Here is a 17,724-nt window from a genome sequence, read left to right on the forward strand (position 1 = left end):
CATGCAGGAGAGGGAGAGCCTGATTAGAGCGTGCGCTCGCGCATCTCGACTTCGAAGGTTTCGAGATAATCCCCCGCCTTGATGTCGGTGAAGTTCTGGCTGAACGTCACACCGCACTCCAGGCCGGCACGCACTTCGGGGACATCGTCCTTGAAGCGGCGCAGCGAGGCGATCTCACCCTGGTAGATGATGACATCGTTGCGGGTGATGCGGGCCTTGAGCGCCTTGCGGATGATCCCTTCGGTGACCAGCAGACCGGCGGCCTTGCCGTGCTTGCCTGCGGAGAACACTTCCTTGATCTCGGCGCGGCCGACCACGGTTTCGAACGCTTCCGGCCCGAGCTGCCCCGCCATGCCGGCACGAATCTCGTCGGTGAGTTCATAGATCACGTCATAATATTTGAACGCGACCTTCTGACGATCGGCGATTTCGCGTGCCTTGGCGTTCGGACGGACGTTGAAGCCGATGATCGGCGCACCGCTCGCACCTGCCAGCGTCACGTCGCTTTCGGTGATGCCGCCGACGCCCGAATGGAGCACGCGCGCACGGATCAGATCGGTGGAAATCTTGTTGATCGCCGCGACGATCGCCTCGACCGTGCCCTGGGTATCCGCCTTGACGACCAGCGGATATTCCATCGCCTGCTTTTCCTTGAGCGCCGAGAACATGCTTTCCAGGCTGGCAGGGGCGTTGGTGGTGCGCTTGTTCTGGATCACGCCGGCGCGATATTCCGCCACTTCGCGGGCACGCGCCTCGTTCTCGACGACCTGCAGCGGATCGCCCGCCATCGGCACGCCCGACAGGCCAAGGATCTCGACGGGCATTGCCGGGCCGGCTTCCTTGATCTGACGTCCCTTGTCGTCGACCAGCGCACGGATCTTGCCGCTTTCGGCACCGACGACGAACACGTCGCCGACCTTGAGCGTGCCGCGGTTGACCAGGATCGTCGCGACCGGGCCGCGGCCCTTGTCGAGCTTGGCCTCGATCACCGTGCCCTCGGCCTCGCGGTCGGGGTTGGCGCGCAGTTCGAGCAGTTCAGCCTGAAGCTGAATCTTCTCAATCAGCGCGTCGAGGCCCATCTTCTTGAGCGCGGACACTTCGACGTTCTGGACGTCGCCGCCCATCTCCTCGACCACCACTTCATGCTCGAGCAGACGCTCGCGCACCCGCTGCGGATTGGCGCTGTCGAGGTCGACCTTGTTGATCGCCACGATCATCGGCACGCCGGCCGCCTTGGTGTGGTTGATCGCCTCGATCGTCTGCGGCATCAGCCCATCATTCGCCGCCACCACCAGCACGACGATGTCGGTGACATTGGCGCCGCGCGCACGCATTTCGGTGAACGCTTCGTGGCCCGGCGTGTCGAGGAAGGTGATCTTCGACTTGTCCTTCAGCGTAACCTGATAGGCGCCGATATGCTGAGTGATCCCGCCGGCTTCGCCGCGCACCACGTCGGTGCCGCGCAGCGCGTCGAGCAGCGAGGTCTTGCCGTGATCGACGTGACCCATGATCGTCACCACCGGCGGACGCGGCTGGAGCTTGTCCTCGGCTTCCTCGACCGTATCGACCTGAATGTCGACGTCGCTCTCGCTCACACGCTGGATGTTGTGGCCGAACTCGGTCACCAGCAGCTCGGCCGTGTCCTGGTCGATCGTCTGGTTGATCGTGACGGGCATGCCCATCTTGAACAGCGCCTTCACCAGGTCGCTGCCCTTTTCGGCCATACGGTTCGCGAGTTCCTGCACGGTGATCGCATCCGGCACGACCACGTCGCGGACCTGCTTGATCTGCGGCTCACGCGGGCCACCGAAGTGACGGCGATTTTCCTTGTCGCGAGCACGCTTCAGCGCGGCGAGCGAACGGGCACGCGCGCCATCGTCGCCACCAAGAGCGCGATTGACGGTGAGCTTGCCCGATTGACGGCGATCGTCCCCCTTGCGGTCACGCTGCTGCGGACGCGCGGGCTCCGGCCCGCGGCGGAGCGGCAGACCACCACCAGCGGCTGGACGCGCAGCACCACCAGCGGCCGGTGCAGCACCGGCCGGGCGCTGCCCGGCAGGCTGCGCCTGCTGGGCAGGTGCGGGCTCGGGCGCAGGCTTGGGCTGCGGCTTGGGAATTTCCGGACGCTGCACGGGCGTGAAGCGGCGCGGCGCCGGCAACGACGGATCGAGCTGCAGCGTCATCGGGCGCGGTGGTGCCGCGGGCGCGCGGGCCGGTGCAGGCGCTGGCGCTGGCTTCGCGGCAGGTACCGGCGCGGCGGCGACGGGCGCAGGCGCGGCGGCGACGGGTGCAGGCGCAGGCGTCTCGACCGGTGCCGAAGCAGGTGCTTCAACAGGCGCCGGAGCGGGTGCCGCTACCGGAGCCGGGGCAGGCGCCTCCACCTTGGGCGCAGGTGCAGGTGCGGCGGCAGCTGCCTTGGCAGCCTCTGAAGCTTCCGCTTCGGCACGGGCACGCTCTTCGCCGCGGCGGCGATCTTCCTCGGCAGCCTCGGCGCGCGCGCGCTCTTCACGGCGACGCGCGTCTTCCAGCGACTGCATGCGCTGCGAGTCCGCTTCGCGGAGCAGGCGTGCCTGGCGCTCCTGCGCGGTCTCGTTCGAAACCGGCGGACGGGGCGCTGGCGCAGCCGGACGTGGCGCCTGGGGCGCAGGTGCGCTTGCGACGGGCTCCGGAGCAGGTGCCTGCGCCTGTTCTTCGGGGGCAGGCCCGCCCTGCGGACCCAGCACGCGGCGCCGCTTCACTTCCACGACCACGGTGTTCGAGCGGCCATGGCTGAAGCTCTGCTTCACCTTGCCCGTCTCGACCGTGCGCTTCAGGCCCAGCGGCTGGCGCATGCCAAGTTTCGGCTTTTCGTTGTCGGAGTCGCTCATGCGGGCCTTCAAAATCCTTCAGTCAGTCGTTCGTCTTGCGGCGGCGAACCCTGTGGGAGCGCCGATGCGCCCTGCGAAGGGGATTCGCAAGCGCTGGAGCCGAGTTCGGGTCCGATAAAGTGCAGCCAGCGGTCGAGCACCTGGCTCACCCGCCCAGCGGCTTTGGCGTCTGTCACGCCGGCGTGTACCACATTTTCGCGGCCTAGCGCCAAGGACAATATGGTGCGTGGAAGCGGCAATGTTAAGCCCCTCTTCCCCGAACCCTCCGCGTCCGAGCCCACCCGCCATGCCTGGGCGAGCTTGCCGGCGCCGTCGGCACCCGCGTCGCTGGCGTGCAGCAACAGGTGCAACTGGCCCGATCGCGCGGCATTCTGGATGCGCTCGCCGCCGATCGCGACATGGCCGGCCTTGAACTCCAGGCCGAGCCGGTCGAGCAGCTGGCGTTCGAGCTGGGTGCCGATGCGCTGGCCCAGATCGTCGGGAATGCGGATGTCGCCGGTCTTGAACGCACGCGACAGCGCACCTTTCAACTTGCCCTTGGCCTGGGCTATTTCCAGCTCGGCACGCGCCACACTGATCCAGGCGCCGCGGCCCGGCGCCTTAGCGCGGACGTCGGGAAGGACTTCGCCATCCGGCGAAAGCGCAAGCCGGATCAGCCCTTCGCGCGGCGCTTCCTCACGGCTGAGGATGCAGGTGCGGATAGGATCGCTCACTTGCGCCCCTCCCTTTCAAAGGAGGGGGCAAGATGGAACGTCAGCCCTAGGCAGCAAGCCCGATCATTGTTCGGATTCCGCAACAGCGTCCTCCGTAGCTTCGGGCGCTTCGTCCGCAAACCAGTGCGCGCGGGCGGCCATGATGATCTCGTTGCCCTGCTCGTCCGACAACCCGTATTCGGCAAGGATTCCGCCCTTGTCCTCGGCACGTTCGGCGCGGGGATTGTCGTTGCCGCGGCGGCGCGGCTCGGCACGCTTTTTGGCGACCAGCTCGTCCGTCGCCAGATCGGCCAGGTCGTCAAGCGTCTTGATGCCCGCCTTGCCCAGCGTGACCAGCATCGCTTCGGTCATGTAGGGGATCGAGGCGAGATCGTCCTCGACGCCCAGGCTGCGACGCAACTCGCGATTGGCTTCCTCGCGGCGATCGAGTGCTTCCTGCGCGCGGCTCTGCAGCTCCTGGCCGAGCTCCTCGTCGAACCCTTCGATGCTCGCGATCTCGGCGAGTTCGACATAGGCGACTTCCTCAAGGCTCGAAAAGCCTTCGGCGACCAGCAGCTGCGCCAACGTCTCGTCGACATCCAGCTCGTTCTGGAAGCTTTCGGAGTTCTGGACGAACTCCTGCTGGCGCTTCTCGCTCGCATCGGTCTCGGTGAGGATGTCGATCGCCTTAGCGGTCAATTGCGAGGCGAGACGGACATTTTGGCCGCGACGACCAATGGCGAGGCTCAACTGGTCGTCGGGAACGACCACTTCGATGCGGTCCTCTTCCTCGTCGATTACCACGCGCGCCACGTTCGCCGGCTGGAGCGCGTTCACCACGAAGGTCGCGGTGTCCGGCGACCAAGGGATGATGTCGATCTTTTCGCCCTGCATTTCCTGCACGACGGCCTGAACGCGGCTGCCCTTCATGCCGACGCAGGCGCCGACCGGATCGATCGAGGAATCATGGCTGATCACGCCGATCTTGGCACGCGAACCCGGATCACGGGCAGCCGCCTTGATCTCGATGATACCGTCGTAAATCTCGGGCACTTCCTGCGCGAACAGCTTCTTCATGAAGTCGGGATGCGCGCGGCTGAGGAAGATCTGCGGGCCACGATTCTCGCGGCGGACGCTCAGCACGACCGAACGAACGCGGTCACCGACACGGACCACTTCGCGCGGGATCTGCTGGTCCCGGCGGATCACGCCCTCGGCGCGACCCAGATCGACTACGACATGGCCGAACTCGACGCGCTTGACGACGCCGGTGATGATCTCACCCACGCGGTCCTTGAATTCCTCGTGCTGGCGCTCGCGCTCGGCGTCGCGCACCTTCTGGAAGATGATCTGCTTGGACGCCTGCGCCTGGATCCGGCCGAACTCGATCGGAGGCAGCGGGTCGACGATGTAGTCACCGACCGCAGCGCCCTTCTGGAGCTTTTCCGCCTGCGCGACGTCGACCTGCTTGAAATAATCGTCGACCGCTTCCACCACTTCCACGACGCGCCACAGGCGCAGGTCGCCCGTGCTCGGGTCGAGCTTGGCGCGGATGTCATTCTCGATGCCGTAGCGGTTCTTGGCGGCGCGCTGGATCGCGTCTTCCATCGCCTCGATGACGATGGCGCGGTCGATCAGCTTTTCCTTCGCAACCGAATCGGCGATGGCGATCAGTTCGGCCCGGTTGGCAGTGATGGCAGTGGCCATGGCTTACCCTTCTACTTCGATGATGTCGTCGGCGCCCTCGGCAGAGAGCGGAGCGGTTGCGGCAATAAGCTTGTCGGTGATCGTCAGCTTGGCGTCGGCGATCTGCGCGAAGGGCACAGTCACGACCTTGTGCTTGCGCACGTCGATCGAGACCTGATCGCCCTCGACGCCCAGCAGGTCGCCGGTCAGCTGCTTGCGATTGTCTTCGGTCGGCTCGGTCAGGTTGATCCGGGCCTCCTGCCCCTTCCAATCCTCAAAATCCTGCAAGCGCGTCAGCGGGCGGTCGATGCCCGGCGAGCTCACTTCGAGGCGGTAGGCATAGTCCAGCGGATCGCGGCCTGCGGCTTCCAGTTCGTCCAGCTTGTCCGAGATGCGGCGCGACAGATCGGCGCAGTCATCGATGCTGAGCTGGCGGGTGTCCGGGCGCTCGGCCATGACCTGCAGCGTCGGATCGGACTTGCCGCCGAACATCTTGACGCGCACGAGCGCGAGCCCGAGCGCCTCCGCTTCGGGTTCGATCAGGGTCGTCAGTGCGGCGATGTCCGCCAAGCTCAAGTCTCCGGCAATAGGTAAGCGGCTTCGGCGCCGGAGCCCTGCGGGCCCCGACCTCGGCATGGTTGAGATGTCGAGAAAGCATGGGCGATATACGCGTTTCGCACAGGGTCGGCAAGTGCGGCTTCTCGCGTCAGGTCGGAAAGCGATGACGGAGCCGTAACGGCCCTCATGCGTTGCGTACGCAACATGCCCCGTGAGGATCAGCGCACATGACCGCCAAAGCCCGCCTTCTCCTCGTCCCCGTGCTGCTCGCCGCCTGCAATGCGGAGAATGACGCCAGCGCCAAGGGCCGTGGGGCTCCAGCGCAAGCCGTCGGCGGCCAGCCATTCACCGTGACGCCGGTCACCGACTTCGATTCGCCCTGGGCGATGACATTCCTGCCCGACGGGCAGATGCTGGTCACGGAAAAGAAGGGCACTTTGCTGCTCGTCTCCGCCGACGGCAAATCTCGCGCGGCGGTGCACGGCACGCCCACGGTCATGAGCGAAGGCCAGGGCGGGCTGATGGATGTGGTGCTGCACCCTCGCTATGCGCAGAATCACCTAGTCTATTTCAGCTATTCCGAAGCCAACGCGCAGGGGTTGAAGGGCGTCGTGCTGGCACGCGGCGTGCTTGATCCCACCGTGCCGGTCTGCGTCCGGGCGCCCTGCGACGCGGGACCCAGCCTGAACAACGTCCAGGTTCTGTTTCGCGCCAACAGCTATGTCGACGGCAACGGCCATTTCTCCGGGCGCATCGCCTTTGCCAAGGACGGCAAGCTGTTCTTTACCAATGGCGACCGGCAGAAGTTCACGCCGGCGCAAGACCCGAAGGTCACGCTGGGCAAAGTGCTGCGCTTGAACGACGACGGCACGCCCGCGTCTGGCAACCCGCTTGCTGCAAAGGCCTTCCATCCAGCAGTGTGGTCCTATGGCCATCGCAACCTGCTGGGCCTTGCCTTCGACGCGCAGGGGAATCTCTGGGAGCAGGAGATGGGCCCAAAGGGCGGCGACGAGGTCAACTTGGTCCTGCCCGGCCGCAACTATGGCTGGCCCAACGCGTCGAACGGTAGCCATTATGACGGCCGCGACATTCCCGACCACAAGCGTGGCGACGGCTATGAAGCGCCCAAGGTGTCCTGGAACCCGGTGATCAGCCCGGGCGGGCTGATGGCCTATTCCGGCAAGATGTTCCCGCAATGGAAGGGCGACCTGTTCATCGGCGGCCTGTCGAGCAAGTCGCTGGTTCGGGTCGACGTGAACGGCACGCGTGCAGCCAAAGGTGACCAATGGCCGATGAACGCTCGCATCCGCGATGTGGAGGAAGGCCCGGACGGCGCGATCTGGCTGCTGGAGGATGGCGGCGAGTCGCAGGGCCGCCTGCTCAAGCTGGAGCGCGCCAAGTGAGCCGCGCGCGCTGGGTGGCAGCCGCGGCGCTGCTAAACCTTGCCGCATGCGGCGGCGGGGACGGCAATGGTTCGGTGGTGCCCCCCGCTCCGACGCCGAGCCCCTCTCCAACCCCCTCGCCGACGCCAACGCCCACACCGGCAGCGCCGATCACGGGCGTGCAGTCGACCGCGGTGACGAGCTTCGACAATCCCTGGGCGATGGTGTTCCTGCCCGATGGGCGCATCCTGGTCACCGAGAAGGCCGGCACGCTTCGCATCGGGACCACGAGCGGCCTCAAGTCCGCCCCGCTCGGCGGTGTGCCCGCCGTGCGCAACGAGGAGCAGGGCGGATTGCTCGACGTGGCATTGCACCCCGGCTTCGCAACCAACCGCTTCGTGTATCTGAGCTATGCCGAATCGGGCACAGGCGGCAGCGGGCTGACGATCGCGCGCGGCACGCTGAACGAAGGTGCGGCAGGACCAAGGCTCGACAATGTGACGGTTCTTTGGCGCCAGACGCCCAAGGTCTCCGACCCGGGCCAATATGGCGGCCGCCTGGCTTTTGGTGCCGACGGCAAGCTGTACGTGACCGCCGGCGACCGGCGTGCGGTCAATCTCGTGCAGAACAACGGCAACACGATCGGCAAGATCGTCCGCTTGAATGACGACGGCACGCCGGCGGCGGGCAACCCATTTGCGGGCACGGCAGGAGCACTGGCCGAGATATGGACCACCGGCCACCGCAATCCCTATGGCCTGGCTTTCGACGTGGCCGGGCGCTTGTGGGAAAGCGAGATGGGGCCAAAGGGTGGCGACGAGCTCAACCTGATCACCGCAGGCCGAAACTATGGCTGGCCCACCGTTTCCAACGGCGACAATTACGATGGAACGAGCATTCCCGATCATAGCGCGGGCGACGGCTTCGAGGCGCCGGCGGTGTCGTGGAACCCGGTGATCGCGCCGGGGGGAATGATCATCTATTCGGGCGACCTGTTCGCCGCGTGGAAGGGTGATGCCATCCTCGCCGGCCTGGTCGGCCAGGGTCTGGTTCGCGTCGACTTGAACGGCACCGCCGGCAGCGAAGCGCAGCGGATCGGCCTGGGCGCGCGGATTCGCGAAGTTGAACAAGGGCCGGACGGCGCGATCTGGGTGTTGGAAGACGCCGCCAATGGTCGCCTGCTGCGGCTGGTACCGCGGTAATGCGCGCGCCTGAGCACGCCTAGGGGCGAAGGTCCAGAACCTTCCAGGCAACGTACGCCTCACCGCGCGATAAGATAATTGGTCCGTGCACTGGCGATGGGATTGTCGGGGTCGTCCTGCCACGCGATTGCCTCAACATTCGCCACCCGTGTCCCCAGCCGAATGACCGTCCCTCGAGCATATGTCGGTTTGTCGCGCCCGCCCCGCATGTAATCGACCGTGAGACCGATCGGCTTGAACCGCCCACCGCCCTGCGTGGCAAGCGCCTGTTCCAGCGCGGTGATCGCCGCCATTTCCAGCAGCCCGCCGATAGCCCCGCCGTGCAGGAAGCCGGGTCGGCCCACCACGTCCATGGCGAACGGCATCACCAGCGTGGGCGCGTGCTCTCCCGGTTCGATGCTGAGCCCCAGCAATTCGGCATAAGGCGGGATCGTCACCGGTAGCCTTCCACCGCCATGAAGGTCGCGGCGACGTTCGCCACCGGATTATCGGGGTCGCCGTCATGCGCCTGCCCGCGCACGAACGCGACCGAACGGGTGATGCGATAGCACTCCCCGCGCCCGATCACCGTGCGTCCGGCCCGGGCCGGGCGCAGATAGTCGATGCGCAGGTCGAGCGTCGCATGCGGCTTGAACAAGTCGAGCTTCAGCCACACCGCCACGCTGGTCGCCATGTCCATCAGTGCAAGGATCGGCCCCGATGCGATCACGCCGGTCGCAGGGGCGCCGATCAGCTTCTGGGCATAAGGCAGCGCCAGTTCGGCCCAGTCGGCACCATGATTGTGATATTCGATCCCCAACGTCGCGCCATGGCCGGCGAAGCGGCCTTCGAACAGGCGCTTAGGGTCGAACCGGCGGGCAGTCCGCGCATCGTCCTCGTTCATAGCAGCTTGGTAGCATAGCGACTGCGCGGTACGAAGCCGTGTTGAGAGGAGTCGGGAATGACTGAAGCGCGCGTTACGATGACGGTGGCAGACGGCGTGGCTGATGTGCGCCTCAGCCGTCCCGACAAGCTGAACGCGCTCGATCCATTAATGTTCGCTCAACTGGCTGCCGCGATCGAGGCATTGCACGCGATGGCGGGCCTGCGCGTGGTGGTGCTGTCGGGAGAAGGCCGCGGCTTTTGCGCGGGACTGGACATGGCCAGCATGGCTGGGGGCAGCACAGACCTTTCGCTGGAGGAACGCAGCCACGGCCCGGCCAACCTGTTCCAGCAGGTCGCCTGGGGCTGGCATTTGCTGCCGGTGCCGGTCGTCGCCGCGCTGCACGGCGTGGCGCTGGGCGGCGGGCTGCAGATCGCCAGTGGCGCCGACATACGCATCGCCGCACCGGGCACGCAGCTGTCGGTGATGGAGCTGAAATGGGGCATCGTGCCGGATATGGCGGGGTTCGCGCTGTGGCGCTCCTTGGTGCGTGACGATGTGCTGCGCGAACTTACCTACACCGCCCGCATCTTCGAAGCCGAGGAAGCGCTGGGACTTGGCTTCGTGACGCGGATTGCGCCGGACCCGCACGCAGAAGCCATGACGCTGGCCCGCATGATCGCGAGCCGCAACCCGCATGCGGTGCGCGCGGCCAAAAGGCTTGCCAATCACGAGGGCGACGCGACGGCGCTGCTTGCGGCGGAGAGCCATGAGCAGGCGGCCCTGATGCGGTCGCCCAATCAGATGGAGGCAGTGATGGCCAACCTCGAAAAGCGTGACCCCCGCTTCACCGATTGAGTTCAGTCCGAAGCCGTCGGAACACGCATGCGCACTGCCCGCAGACTGTCCCACGCGTACAGCGCACAGCCGCTCCAGATCAGCGCGAAGGTGACGATGTGGACCCGCGTGACCGGTTCGTGGAACAGCAGCACCGCCTCGGCGAATTGCAGCGTCGGAGCGATATATTGCAGCAGCCCGATTGTCGCGAGCGGCATGCGCCGCGCCGCGGCCGCGAACATGAGCAGCGGAGCGGTGGTAATCGCCCCGGCAAGGATCAGCAGCAGATCGGTGCCGGCCGACTGACCGAACGCGCTTTCCCCCTGTGCGCTTGCCTGCACCAGCACCAGGATTGCCAACGGCGCCAACAGCACCGTTTCGACGGTCAACCCGCCCAGGGCATCGATCGCCACGACCTTACGGATCAGCCCATAGAAGCCGAAGCTCAGCGCCAGCGTCAGCGATATCCAGATCGCGCCGCCGCCGTTGAGCGTCAGCACCAGCACGCCGGCGGCGGCGATGCCGATGGCAACGCCTTGCCAGCGCCGCAGCCGCTCACCGAGCAGCGCGACACCCAGCCCGACGCTGACCAGCGGGTTGATGAAATATCCCAGGCTCGCCTCCAGCACATGGGCGTGCTGGACCGACCAGATATAGACCAGCCAGTTCGTCGCGATCAGCGCGGCGCTGGCGGCTAGCATCAGCAGCGTGCGGCCGCGCACCGCGCCGAAAATCGCTCGTGCCCGCCGCAGCAACAACACCACGGCCACCAGAAGGATCACCGACCAGACCACGCGGTGGCTGAGCACCTGCAGCGCCGGCACTGCCATCAACACGTGGAAGTAGAGCGGCAGGACGCCCCAGATGATATATGCGCCCACCGCGAGCAGCAGCCCGCCGGTGTCGCCCAAGGCAGTGGACCGGTTCACCGGTTAGCCATTGCCCAGCTTGTTGCGGTGCGGCAAGCTAGCATCGCTTGATCCGGCGCAAGCGGTCAAAGGATCCGCTGCATGTAACAGGCGGCGTCACCATAGCTGGCAAGCTTTCCGGGCGGTGCTTCAACGGTGCGGAAACCCTGCGCCTCCCAAAAGGCGGCCGACGCTTTGACCGAAACCAGCGCGATGCGCGACGCGGCTAGCGCCCGGGCGCGCTCCAGCAACAGCGTGATGCCCGCCGCGGCCCTGCCCTGCCTTCTGGTTCTAGGCAGCAGCGCTAGGTCGTGGAGGTACAGTGCGCCCCGCTCATCGGGTAATGCCCCGAGCAGCGTGTCGAGCGGCGGGATCGCACCCGCCGGCCAGGGATAGGCGATCAGGTACCCCGCTATCCCCGCTTCGTCCTCCAGCACGAAGCAGAGCTGCGGACACAGCGCCAGCCGCTCGGCAAAGCAGGCGCGGCCCTCCGGATGATCCGGAAAGGCGATAGCGGCGACCGCGACGACATCGTCGAGGTCGGCCGCCGTCATCGCCCGCCAGCCCATCAGTCGGCGAACAGCAGGACCGGCGTTTCGAGCAGCTTCTTCACTGCCTGCACGAAGCTTGCCGCGTCATGCCCGTCGACCACGCGGTGATCGCAGCTGATCGACAGGTTCATCAGCTTGGCGCGGACAATGTCGTCGCCCCCATTCCGATTCTTGGCGAACATGGGCCGCTCGACGATCTTGTTCGGGCCGATGATCGCCACTTCCGGGCGGTTGATCACCGGCGTGGTGGCGATGCCGCCGAGCGGCCCGAGTGAGGTGACGGTCAACGTCGAGCCACTGAGTTCTTCCGACTTCGCCTTGCCCGTCCGCGCCGCCTCGGCAAGCCGGGTGATCTCGCTGGCCAGCTGCCAGACATTCTTGTCCTGTGCGTCACGGATCACCGGCACCATCAGCCCGGCATCAGTCTGCGCGGCCATGCCCAGGTGGATGCGGCCATGCCGCGTCACCACGCCGGCTTCGTCGTCATAGCGCGCGTTGAGCATCGGAAACTCGGGGATCGCCCGGCAGATCGCCACGATCATGAAGGGCAACATGGTGAGCTTGGGCCGGCTGCCCCGATTGGCATTGAGGTCGCCGCGCATCGCCTCGAGTGCGGTCACGTCGATCTCGTCGACATAGGTGAAGTGCGGGATCGCGCGCTTGGATGCGGCCATGTTCTCGGCGATGCGGCGGCGCATGCCGATGACCTTGACCGGCTGATCCTCGCGGGCGCGGGACGCGTGGGGAGCATGATAGCCCTGCGTGCTGCCATAGCGGAGGAATGCGTCGAGGTCGGCATGGCGGACACGGTCGCCATCCGCCTTCACCTCGGCGAGATCGATGCCGAGGTCCGCGGCACGGGCGCGGACCGCCGGCGAAGCAAGCACCTTCGCTTCCTCCCCGGCACGAGGAGGGGGACCAGCCGAAGGGTGGTGGAGGGGCGTAGCAGCGGGGGAAGACGGCTGAGGCGCTTCCAACGGCGTCGCCTGCGGCGCGCCCCCACCGACTGCGTCGGCGGTCTTCCTCCCCGTGCCGGGGAGGACTTGCGCTTCCTCAACCCCGGGGTTCTCGGCTTCGATCTGTTCCTCGACCTCCTCCGAAGCCGGCGGGGCTTCCGCACCGTCGCCGTCGGTCTCCACGATCATCAGCGCCGACCCGATCGGCACCTGGTCGCCGACTTCCCCGGCCAGTTCGACCACAACGCCCGACACCGGCGATTCCATTTCGACCGTCGCCTTGTCGGTCATCATGTCGGCGACTTGCTGGTCCTCCTCGACACGGTCGCCGATCTTCACATGCCAAGCCACGATCTCAGCCTCGGCAATGCCTTCGCCGATGTCCGGCAGACGGAAGGTAAAACGAGCCATGGCAGTCAGTCCTTCAGGATCTTCTTGAGCGCCTCGCCGATGCGGACGGGGCCCGGGAAATACGCCCATTCAAGGCTATGGGGGTATGGCGTGTCAAAGCCAGTGACGCGCTCGATCGGCGCCTCCAGGTGATAGAAGCACCGCTCCTGCACCAACGCCGCCAGCTCCGCGCCGAAACCTGAAGTGCGCGTCGCCTCGTGCACGATCATGCACCGCCCGGTCTTCTTCACCGACGCCTCGATCGCGTCGATGTCGAGCGGCACCAAAGTGCGCAGGTCGATGATCTCGGCGTCGACGCCCATCTCCTCCACCGTGCTCGCGACGACATGCACCATCGTGCCGTAGCACAGGATCGTCACTGCCTCGCCCTCGCGCACCGTCGCCGCCTTGCCCAGCTCGACGCGATAATGCCCCGCGGGCACTTCGCTTGCCGGATGCGCGGTCCAGTTCCTAGCCGGCCGGTCGTAATGCCCGTCGAACGGGCCGTTATAAATGCGCTTGGGCTCCAGAAAGAGCACCGGATCATTGTCCTCGATCGCGGCGATCAGCAGCCCCTTGGCATCGTATGGCGTCGACGGGATCACCGTCTTGATGCCTGAAACGTGTGTGAAGATGCCTTCCGGCGACTGGCTGTGGGTCTGCCCGCCAAAGATGCCGCCGCCATAAGGAGAACGCACCGTGATAGGAGAAGTGAAGTCGCCGTTGGAGCGATAGCGCAGCCGCGCAGCCTCGCTCACCAGCTGGTCCAGCGCGGGATAGATGTAATCGGCGAACTGGATCTCGGGCACCGGCCGCAACCCGTACGCACCCATGCCGATCGCCACGCCGATGATGCCGATCTCGGTGATCGGCGTGTCGAACGCGCGGGTCTTGCCGTACTTCGCCTGGAGGCCGGCGGTGGCGCGGAACACGCCGCCGAAATAGCCGACATCCTCGCCCATCACGACCATGTTGGGGTCGCGTTCCATCATCACGTCCATGGCCGAATTGATCGCCTGGATCATGTTCATGCGGGGAGTGCCCGCCTGCGCGGCGTCGCTCATATCCCCGCCGCCTTGCGCTCGGCGATCATCTGCTGCTGCTGTTCCTTCAGGTGCCAGGGAATGTCCTCGAACACGCCCTCGAACATCGTCTCGAATGGCTGGTGCATGCCGTGGCCCAGAATGCCGTTCTTCTCGGCTTCCTTCTGCGCGCGCTTCACTTCCTCGGCGCACTCGCGATCCATCGCCGCCTGACGCTCCTCGTCCCACTCGCCGATCGCGACCAGGTGATCCTTCAGTCGCCGGATCGGGTCGCCCAGCGGCCATGCGGTCGGCTCCCCCGCCGAGCGATAGGCGGTGGGATCGTCGGAGGTCGAATGCCCTTCGGTACGATAGGTGAAATGCTCGATCAGCGTCGGCCCCTGGTTGGTCCGCGCGCGCTCGGCCGCCCACTGCGTCGCGGCATAGACCGCCAGCGCGTCGTTGCCGTCGACGCGCAGCCCGGCAATCCCATAGCCGATCGCGCGTGCCGCAAAGGTCGTCGCCTCGGCACCCGCAAAGCCCGAAAAGCTCGAAATCGCCCACTGGTTGTTGACGACGTTCAGGATAACCGGCGCCTTGTACACGGTGGCGAAAATCATCGCCGAGTGAAAGTCGCCCTCGGCGGTCGATCCGTCGCCGCACCAGGTCGCGGCGATGCGCGTGTCGCCCTTGGCTGCGCTCGCCATCGCCCAGCCCACTGCCTGCGGATATTGCGTGGTAAGATTGCCGGAGATCGAGAAGAACCCGTAGTCTTTCGACGAATACATAATCGGAAGCTGGCGACCCTGCAGTGGATCGGCGCTGTTCGAATAGATCTGGTTCATCATGTCGACCAGCGGGTAGCCACGGGTGAGCAAAATGCCCTGCTGGCGATAGCTGGGGAAGCACATGTCGTCCGACGCCATCGCCATCGTCGCGGCCACCGACACCGCCTCTTCGCCGGTCGATTTCATGTAGAAGCTGGTCTTGCCCTGGCGCTGGGCGCGGAACATGCGCTCGTCGAACGCGCGGGTCAGCGCCATCGACCGAAGCATTTTCCGCAGCGCATCGGCATCGAGCCGGGGATTCCACGGCCCGACCGCCTGGCCCGCATCGTCCAGCACCCGGATCAGCGTATAGGCAAGTTCGTGGAAGCTGTCGGCCTTATCGGCGGTGTCGGGACGGCGGGCCGAACCGGCGGGCGGCACGTCCACGTCGCTGAAATCGGCTTCGTCGCCCGGACGGAATTTGGGCTCGGGCACGTGCAGCGAAAGCGGCGGCAGATTGGCGCGCGGGGCGTCCATGGGCTCTCCAGAATTGACCCGAGTCGTTCTTCCAGAACGCGCGGGATCGTGTTTCCGGTGCTTGTTATAAAATTTCAAACGCCCTGTCGAGTTGGGGCAGCAGCCCTGACGTAGATAGTTTCAGGTGATACCGCCCCCCTCGCCACCCAATGCGAGGGGGGCGGTGCGACTGCTTACTGCGTCGGGAACCCGCGCCGCTTGAACAGCGCCTTCACATCGGGATCCCGCCCGCGGAATGCCTTGTACGCGTCCTTGCGGTCGGTCTCGTTACCCGTCGCCAGCAGCGTCTTGCGGAACCGTTCGGCGGTCGCCTTGTCCCACGGGCCGCCCGCTTCCTGGAACGCCGCCCAGGTGTCGGCATCCATCGTCTCGGACCACAGGTACGAATAATAGCCTGCCGAGTACGCATCGCTGGAGAACAGGTGATTGAACTGCGGCAACCGGTGCCGCATCACGATTTCGCGCGGCATGCCGATGCTCGCCAGCGTCTCACGCTCGAACGCGTCCGGATCGCTCACCGGCACCTCGCGGTCGTGCAGCTTCATGTCGACGATCGCCGAAGACAGATATTCGACGGTGTCGAACCCCTGGTTGAAGGTCGACGCCTTCTCGATCTTCGCCACCAGTGCCGCTGGCATCGACGCGCCGGTCTGGTAATGCTTGGCGAAGCGGTTGAGCACCTCAGGCGTCATCAGCCAGTTCTCGTTCACCTGGCTGGGATATTCGACGAAGTCGCGCGGGGTGCCGCCCAGGCCCGGATAATAGACGTTGGACAGCAGGCTGTGCAGCGCATGGCCGAACTCGTGAAACAGCGTCGTTGCATCGTCGATGCTGATCAGCGTCGGCTGCCCCGCCCCGCCCTTGGTGAAGTTGTTGTTGTTCGACGCCAGCACGATGTGGTTACCGCGCAGCCCCGAACGCCCGCGATAGCTGGTCGCCCACGCGCCCGACCGCTTGCCCGCCCGGGCATAGCCGTCGAAATAGAAGATGCCGACTTCCTTGCCGGTCTTGTGGTCCAGAACCTGGAAGGTGCGAACGTCTGGATGGAAGACCGGGATCTCCCCGGTGTTTTCCTTGAAGTCGAGGTCGTAGAGCTGCCCCGCCGCCCAGAAGGCGCCGTTCAGGATGTTGCCCAGCTCAAGATACGGCTTCATCTCATTCTCATCCAGGTCATACTTCGCCTTGCGCACCTTCTCGGCGTAGAAGCGATAGTCCCAGGGCTCGACCGTGATCTTGGCGCCTTCGCTGTTGGCCAGCGCCTGCATGTCGGCGACTTCCTGTTTCACCCGGCCGACCGCGGCGGGCCATACCGACATCATCAGCTTCGTCGCATTCTCCGGCGTCTCGGCCATGGTGTCGTCCATGCGCAGCCAGGCATGGTTCTTGAACCCCAGGATCTTGGCGCGCTCCTGGCGCAGCTTCAGGATCTGGGCGATGGTCGCGTTGGTGTCGTTCGCGTCGCCATTGTCGCCGCGGTTGATGAACGCGTTGTAGATGCGCTGCCGCAGCGGCCGGTTGGTCGCGTACATCAGCAGCGGCTGGACCGAGGAGCGGGTGTTCTTCACCGCCCACTTGCCCGGCTGGCCCATCGCCTTGGCTTCTTCGGCCAGGCTCGCCTTGAAGCTGTCGGACAGTCCGGCAAGCTCGGCTTCGTTGTCGAGCACGATTGCCTTTTCCTCGTCCGCCAGCACCTTGCGGCTGAACTCGGTATAGGCGCGCGACAGCTCCTGGTTGATCCGCTTCACTTCGCCCTTTTGCGCGTCGTTCAGCAACGCGCCCGAAGTGACCGCATCGCGATAGTCGCGCTCCAGCAGCCGCATCTGCTGGGCGTTGAGGCCCAGGCTCTGGCGCTTGTCGTACAGCGTCTTCACCCGCGCGAACATCTTGGGGTCCAGGCTCAGCTCGGTGAAGAAGGCCGAGATCTTCGGGCTCCATTCGGTGGCGATCGCCTGCACCTCTGGGGTCGCCAGATTGCTCTGGTACACGCCCCACACGGCGAACAGCCGGCCCATCTGCTCGCCCGACAATTGGCTGGCTTCGATGGTGTTCTTGAAGGTGGGTGCGGCGGGGTTGTCGCGGATTTTCACGAATTCGGCGCGAGCGTTGGTCATCGCCTGCTCGAACGCGGCCGGGAACATCGCCGGCTTCACCTTATCCCAGGGCGGAACCCCTTCATGGCCGCCGGGCCACGGCGTCAGCAGCGGCGCGGGGTCGACCGCAGCGGTGGCGGCGGGGGCGGCTTGGGGGGCGGTCTGGGACATTGCGGCTCCGGAGGGCAAGGCGAGGAGTGCCGGGGAAGCAAGCAACGCAAGACGTGGGCTGAGGATCATTCAGTTGGCTCCGAAGGCAGTGCGAAAAGCGCACAGCCTAGGGAATATACGCAGCGTGGCAATGGCTTGTGGATGAATCGCATTGCCTGGTTGACTCAACCGCCAGTTGGAACAGAATAGGAACATTGCCGTTCCCCGAGTCCCCCCTATCGAGTCGCGCCGTGCCAGATCCTGCTA

General features: G+C 65.7%; 15 protein-coding genes. 3 read left to right on the forward strand and 12 right to left on the reverse strand.

Annotation, left to right across the window (positions count from 1 at the left end):
• Positions 1-23: 23 nt before the first annotated feature.
• The 4 genes from infB to rimP form a co-directional block, all read right to left on the reverse strand.
• Positions 24-2,867: a translation initiation factor IF-2 gene (gene infB / locus FHT02_RS14255; protein ID WP_184088889.1), complete on the reverse strand. Its 2,844-nt coding sequence runs from the start codon at positions 2,865-2,867 to the stop codon at positions 24-26.
• Positions 2,868-2,875: 8 nt separating this feature from the next.
• Positions 2,876-3,580, reverse strand: a complete 705-nt coding sequence (locus tag FHT02_RS14260) for a DUF448 domain-containing protein (RefSeq protein WP_184088890.1) — start codon at positions 3,578-3,580, stop codon at positions 2,876-2,878.
• Positions 3,581-3,643: 63 nt separating this feature from the next.
• Positions 3,644-5,266 (reverse strand): transcription termination factor NusA, encoded by a 1,623-nt coding sequence (gene nusA / locus FHT02_RS14265; RefSeq protein WP_184088893.1) that lies wholly within the window; start codon positions 5,264-5,266, stop codon positions 3,644-3,646.
• A 3-nt stretch (positions 5,267-5,269) separates the two neighbouring features.
• Entirely contained in the window at positions 5,270-5,815 is a 546-nt protein-coding gene (rimP, locus tag FHT02_RS14270; RefSeq protein WP_184089167.1) for a ribosome maturation protein RimP, read from the reverse strand.
• Between the two features lie 215 nt (positions 5,816-6,030).
• Here rimP and FHT02_RS14275 point away from each other — a divergent pair, with 215 nt between their 5' ends.
• Positions 6,031-7,206 carry a PQQ-dependent sugar dehydrogenase gene (locus FHT02_RS14275; RefSeq protein WP_184088896.1) on the forward strand — a complete coding sequence of 392 codons (1,176 nt, stop codon included), beginning with the start codon at positions 6,031-6,033 and terminating at the stop codon, positions 7,204-7,206.
• Positions 7,203-8,387: a PQQ-dependent sugar dehydrogenase gene (locus FHT02_RS14280; protein ID WP_184088899.1), complete on the forward strand. Its 1,185-nt coding sequence runs from the start codon at positions 7,203-7,205 to the stop codon at positions 8,385-8,387. The genes FHT02_RS14275 and FHT02_RS14280 overlap by 4 nt, the downstream gene beginning before the upstream one ends.
• Before the next feature lie 59 nt (positions 8,388-8,446).
• On the opposite strand, the gene FHT02_RS14285 is transcribed toward FHT02_RS14280, so the two are convergent.
• Positions 8,447-8,824, reverse strand: coding sequence for a hotdog fold thioesterase (locus FHT02_RS14285; protein WP_184088902.1), 378 nt, complete (start codon positions 8,822-8,824; stop codon positions 8,447-8,449).
• The gene (locus FHT02_RS14290; RefSeq protein WP_184088905.1) at positions 8,821-9,270 is read right to left on the reverse strand and encodes a PaaI family thioesterase; all 450 of its coding nucleotides are present in this window, start codon (positions 9,268-9,270) and stop codon (positions 8,821-8,823) included. The genes FHT02_RS14285 and FHT02_RS14290 overlap by 4 nt, the downstream gene beginning before the upstream one ends.
• 57 nt (positions 9,271-9,327) lie before the next feature.
• Between FHT02_RS14290 and FHT02_RS14295 the strand changes: the two genes are divergently transcribed.
• Positions 9,328-10,107 (forward strand): crotonase/enoyl-CoA hydratase family protein, encoded by a 780-nt coding sequence (locus tag FHT02_RS14295; protein WP_184088908.1) that lies wholly within the window; start codon positions 9,328-9,330, stop codon positions 10,105-10,107.
• Between the two features lie 2 nt (positions 10,108-10,109).
• Here FHT02_RS14295 and rarD read toward each other — a convergent pair whose 3' ends face one another.
• From rarD to FHT02_RS14325, 6 genes are all read right to left on the reverse strand, one after another.
• The gene (rarD, locus tag FHT02_RS14300) at positions 10,110-11,015 is read right to left on the reverse strand and encodes an EamA family transporter RarD (RefSeq protein ID WP_343056952.1); all 906 of its coding nucleotides are present in this window, start codon (positions 11,013-11,015) and stop codon (positions 10,110-10,112) included.
• Between the two features lie 65 nt (positions 11,016-11,080).
• Entirely contained in the window at positions 11,081-11,548 is a 468-nt protein-coding gene (locus tag FHT02_RS14305) for a GNAT family N-acetyltransferase (protein WP_184088911.1), read from the reverse strand.
• A gap of 14 nt (positions 11,549-11,562) precedes the next feature.
• The gene (locus FHT02_RS14310) at positions 11,563-12,912 is read right to left on the reverse strand and encodes a dihydrolipoamide acetyltransferase family protein (RefSeq protein WP_184088914.1); all 1,350 of its coding nucleotides are present in this window, start codon (positions 12,910-12,912) and stop codon (positions 11,563-11,565) included.
• Positions 12,913-12,917: 5 nt separating this feature from the next.
• Positions 12,918-13,922, reverse strand: a complete 1,005-nt coding sequence (locus FHT02_RS14315; protein ID WP_184089173.1) for an alpha-ketoacid dehydrogenase subunit beta — start codon at positions 13,920-13,922, stop codon at positions 12,918-12,920.
• 29 nt (positions 13,923-13,951) lie between these two features.
• On the reverse strand, positions 13,952-15,217 hold the full coding sequence (locus tag FHT02_RS14320) for a 3-methyl-2-oxobutanoate dehydrogenase (2-methylpropanoyl-transferring) subunit alpha (RefSeq protein WP_184088917.1): 1,266 nt from the start codon (positions 15,215-15,217) through the stop codon (positions 13,952-13,954).
• A 173-nt stretch (positions 15,218-15,390) separates the two neighbouring features.
• Positions 15,391-17,478, reverse strand: coding sequence for a M3 family metallopeptidase (locus FHT02_RS14325; protein WP_246352417.1), 2,088 nt, complete (start codon positions 17,476-17,478; stop codon positions 15,391-15,393).
• Between the last annotated feature and the right edge of the window lie 246 nt (positions 17,479-17,724).

The organism is Sphingomonas xinjiangensis (assembly GCF_014199255.1).
GTDB classification, from domain to species: Bacteria; Pseudomonadota; Alphaproteobacteria; order Sphingomonadales; family Sphingomonadaceae; genus Sphingomonas; species Sphingomonas xinjiangensis.

Bases quoted from the DNA above. Each gene is read 5' to 3' on its own strand.
- infB (WP_184088889.1), bottom strand. From the start codon at position 2,867: ATGAGCGACTCCGACAACGAAAAGCCGAAACTTGGCATGCGCCAGCCG.
- nusA (WP_184088893.1), bottom strand. From the start codon at position 5,266: ATGGCCACTGCCATCACTGCCAACCGGGCCGAACTGATCGCCATCGCC.
- FHT02_RS14275 (WP_184088896.1), top strand. From the start codon at position 6,031: ATGACCGCCAAAGCCCGCCTTCTCCTCGTCCCCGTGCTGCTCGCCGCC.
- FHT02_RS14290 (WP_184088905.1), bottom strand. From the start codon at position 9,270: ATGAACGAGGACGATGCGCGGACTGCCCGCCGGTTCGACCCTAAGCGC.
- FHT02_RS14295 (WP_184088908.1), top strand. From the start codon at position 9,328: ATGACTGAAGCGCGCGTTACGATGACGGTGGCAGACGGCGTGGCTGAT.
- FHT02_RS14305 (WP_184088911.1), bottom strand. From the start codon at position 11,548: ATGACGGCGGCCGACCTCGACGATGTCGTCGCGGTCGCCGCTATCGCC.
- FHT02_RS14310 (WP_184088914.1), bottom strand. From the start codon at position 12,912: ATGGCTCGTTTTACCTTCCGTCTGCCGGACATCGGCGAAGGCATTGCC.
- FHT02_RS14315 (WP_184089173.1), bottom strand. From the start codon at position 13,922: ATGAACATGATCCAGGCGATCAATTCGGCCATGGACGTGATGATGGAA.
- FHT02_RS14320 (WP_184088917.1), bottom strand. From the start codon at position 15,217: ATGGACGCCCCGCGCGCCAATCTGCCGCCGCTTTCGCTGCACGTGCCC.
- FHT02_RS14325 (WP_246352417.1), bottom strand. From the start codon at position 17,478: ATGTCCCAGACCGCCCCCCAAGCCGCCCCCGCCGCCACCGCTGCGGTC.